General features: G+C 73.3%; 3 protein-coding genes. 2 read left to right on the top strand and 1 reads right to left on the bottom strand.

Going from position 1 to position 3,538, the window contains the following annotated elements:
• Positions 1–98: 98 nt before the first annotated feature.
• Positions 99–1,022 (bottom strand): FAD-dependent oxidoreductase, encoded by a 924-nt coding sequence (locus ACFWM7_RS34450; protein ID WP_383268495.1) that lies wholly within the window; start codon positions 1,020–1,022, stop codon positions 99–101.
• A gap of 261 nt (positions 1,023–1,283) precedes the next feature.
• Here ACFWM7_RS34450 and ACFWM7_RS34445 point away from each other — a divergent pair, with 261 nt between their 5' ends.
• Complete coding sequence (locus ACFWM7_RS34445; RefSeq protein ID WP_383268492.1) at positions 1,284–2,480, top strand: glycoside hydrolase family 64 protein; 1,197 nt, start codon at positions 1,284–1,286, stop codon at positions 2,478–2,480.
• 156 nt (positions 2,481–2,636) lie between these two features.
• The gene (locus ACFWM7_RS34440; RefSeq protein ID WP_383268489.1) at positions 2,637–3,371 is read left to right on the top strand and encodes a carbonic anhydrase; all 735 of its coding nucleotides are present in this window, start codon (positions 2,637–2,639) and stop codon (positions 3,369–3,371) included.
• Positions 3,372–3,538 lie beyond the last annotated feature (167 nt).

Below are 3,538 nucleotides of genomic sequence, written 5' to 3'. Positions count from 1 at the left end.
CACAACCGCTCAGCCGCTTCGGCGCCCGCGACCGCCCGCGGGTCGCGGGCTCCGGTCGTCCCGTCCCGCGTCCTCCGGCGGGGCGCGCCCCGCCCCCGTCACCCCACCAGCGCCGCCGCCGCCCGCGCGCAGCCCCAGGCCACCGTCACGCCCGCGCCGCCGTGCCCGTAGTTGTGCACCAGCAGGCCGTCGCCCGGCAGGGCCTCCGCCTCGATCCGGACCCCCGCCTCTCGCGCCGGGCGCAGCCCTACCCGGTGGCCGAGTACCCGGGCGTCGGCGATCTCCGGGCGGATCCGCGCGCACCGCGCCACGATCTCCCGTGCCGTGTCCGGGTCGGGCTCCGTGCGCGGGTCGTCCGCCTCCGCCGTGCCGCCCAGCACCAGCCGCCCTGGCTGCGGGAAGAAGTACGTCGTCGCGGCCGACGCCGGATCCGCCTCCGTGTACCACTCCTCGACGCCCGGGTTCTCCACCGCGACCAACTGCCCCCGCACCGGCCGCACCCCGGCGTCGGGCACCAGCTCGCGCGCCCCGAGCCCCGTGCAGTTCACCACCACCGGGCTCACCGCCGCCGCCTCGCCGAACCCCGTCACGGCCCGCCGCTCCACCGCACCGCCCGCCGCCACGAGCCGCCGCTCCAGCCACTCCAGATGGACCGGCATGTCCAGCAGCGGCAGCGTCACCCGCAGTCCCTCGGGCACCTCCACGGCGTCCTTCAGCCCGGCCGCCCAGTCGCCCAGCGCCGCGAACCGCTCCCCGCCGTGCAGCCCCGCCACCCGCCGTACGCCGGTCTCCTCCGGGTCGCCCGACAACTCCTCGTACACCGCCAGCGTCTCCAGCGACCAGTCGCCCACCCGCTCGGCAGGCTCGATCCGGTACGGCCACCACAGGGCGCCCGCCACCGCCGACGTGGTGGCCCCGGCCGGATCGCGCGACCAGACCCGCACCCGTGCCCCGCGCTCCGCCAGCGTCACGGCGGTGCTGAGCCCGACGACCCCGCCGCCCACCACGATCACATCCGCCACCACGGTTCACTCCCATCCCCTCGACCCTCGCTGCCCGGACGCTAACCGAAACCGGAATCCCTGGGCCAGAGCAACCGGAATCTCCGGACCAGGGGAGAGAGGCAGCCCGCGCGTCGCGTGCACAGCGCCCCGCGGGTTCAACAAGTTGAGGCAGGTTCGTTGACAGCGGTCGCTCCCCGCAGGATTCTGAGAGCGCTCTCAAGCTCGCAGGTGATGTGCCCCCCGTTCCACCCACGCATCCGCCCGATGAGGAGAACGAGCATGCCCGCTTTACGGAGAAGTCTCGGCGCGCTGACCGCCACCCTGGCCCTCGCCCTGGGGCTGACCACCGGCCTCGGCCAGACGCCGGCCGAGGCGGCGGTACCCGCCACCATCCCGCTGACCATCAAGAACGACTCGGGACGCGCCGACCAGATCTACGTCTACAACCTCGGAACGGAGCTCTCCACCGGCCGCCAGGGCTGGGCCGACGCGAACGGCACCTTCCACCCCTGGCCGGCCGGCGGCAACCCGCCCACTCCGGCTCCGGACGCGTCGATCGCCGGTCCGCGGAACGGGCAGTCGGTGACGATCCGGATGCCGAAGTTCTCCGGCCGCGTCTACTTCTCGTACGGTCAGAAGCTCGTCTTCAAGGTCACCACCGGCGGTCTCGTGCAGCCCGCCGTGCAGAACCCGAGCGACCCGAACAGGAACATCCTGTTCAACTGGACCGAGTACACGCTCAACGACGCGGGTCTGTGGATCAACAGCACCCAGGTCGACATGTTCTCCGCCCCCTACTCGGTCGGCGTCAGGGCGCAGGGCGGGGCCGTCAGGAGCACGGGCAAGCTCAAGCCGGGCGGCTACAACGCGGTGTTCAACAACCTCAGGAACCAGTCCGGCGGCTGGTCCGGCCTCATCCAGACCCGGTCCGACGGAACGGTGCTGCGCGCCCTGTCCCCGGGGCACGGCGTCGGGAACGGCAGTCTGCCGTCCGGGATCATGAACGACTACATCAACCGGGTCTGGAGCCGCTACAGCAGCTCCGTGCTGACGGTGACGCCGTTCGCGCACGAGCCGAACACCAAGTACTACGGCCGGGTCTCCGGCAACGTCATGAACTTCACCAACGGCTCGGGCGCCGTCGTGACCTCGTTCCAGAAGCCGGACTCGGACAGCGTCTTCGGCTGCTACAAGCACCTGGACGCGCCCAACGACCTGGTGCGCGGCCCGATCTCCCGCACGCTGTGCGCGGGCTTCAACCGCTCCACCCTGCTGAACGGCACGAACCACCCCGACAACAACGCGGCCAACTTCTACAAGGACTCCGTGACCAACCACTACTCCCGCCTCATCCACGCGCAGATGGTCGACGGCAAGGCGTACGGCTTCGCCTTCGACGACGTGGGCGCCCATGAGTCGCTCGTCCACGACGGCAACCCGCAGGAGGCGCTGATCACGCTCGGCGGCTTCAGCTGACCGACCCGCTTCCCGGCCCGGTGGGACGTACCCACCGGGCCGTTGGCCCCCGGGTGTGTCCTTCTCCGTCCTCACCCGCCCAAGAGATGGTCAAGGTCTGGCCAAGGGTTGTTCGGCATCAACTCCCTTCCTGCGTAAGGGGGTTAGCGTCCGCGCGTGAGAATCACCCGAACCCCCCGCCCGGCGCCGACCACGCGCCGCACTCTGCTCCGCGCCTCCGCCGCCACCGCGGCGGCGGGCGTGCTCGCCGCGGGCTCCTCGCCCGTGGGGGCCGCCCCGCGCACCCGGCCCGCGACCGCGGCGAGGCCCGCGACCCCGGCCGCGGCGCTGAAGGAACTCGCCGCCGGGAACCGCCGCTGGCGCACGCTCCACCAACGGCACCCCCACGAGACGGCCGGGGTGCGCAGCGCCCTGGTCTCCGGCCAGTCGCCGTTCGCGCTGATACTCGGCTGCATCGACTCCCGCGTCCCTCCGGAGCTGGTCTTCGACCAGGGCCTCGGCGACCTGATGACCGTCCGCTCGGCCGGCGAGGTGCTGGACGAGGCGGTCCTCGGCAGCATCGCCTACGGCGTCCTCGAACTGGGCATCCCGCTGGTGGTGGTCCTGGGCCACCAGTCGTGCGGCGCGGTCGCCGCCGCGGTCCACGCGGAGGAGACCGGGGAGAGCCTGCCCGCGCACATCCAGTACGTGGCCGACCAGATCAGGCCCGCGATCGTGCACGGGCAGCACGGCGACGCCCGGGTGGAGGCCACGGTCAGCGCCCAGGTCCGGCTGGTCCGCTCCCGGCTGGCGGGCGAGGCCGATCTCGCGGCGAAGGTGGCCGCCGGGGAACTGGCGATCGTGGGGGCACGGTACGAACTGAGCACCCAGCTGGTCCACCGCCTCGGCTGACCGCCCGGCCCGGCTGCCGGGCCGCCGGGCGGCCGCCGCCGGACTCCCGTGCCGCTGTGCCGCCGCCGGACTCCCGTGCCGCTGTGCCGCCGCCCCGCTGTGCCGCCGCCCCGCTGTGCCGCGGCGCCGCTGTGCCGCCGCCCCGCTGTGCCGCCGCCCCGCTGTGC

Origin of the sequence: Streptomyces sp. NPDC058375, from assembly GCF_042723425.1 — a bacterium.
Lineage (GTDB): Bacteria > Actinomycetota > Actinomycetes > Streptomycetales > Streptomycetaceae > Streptomyces > Streptomyces durocortorensis.
This window is presented reverse-complemented; position numbering and strand designations above follow the sequence as displayed.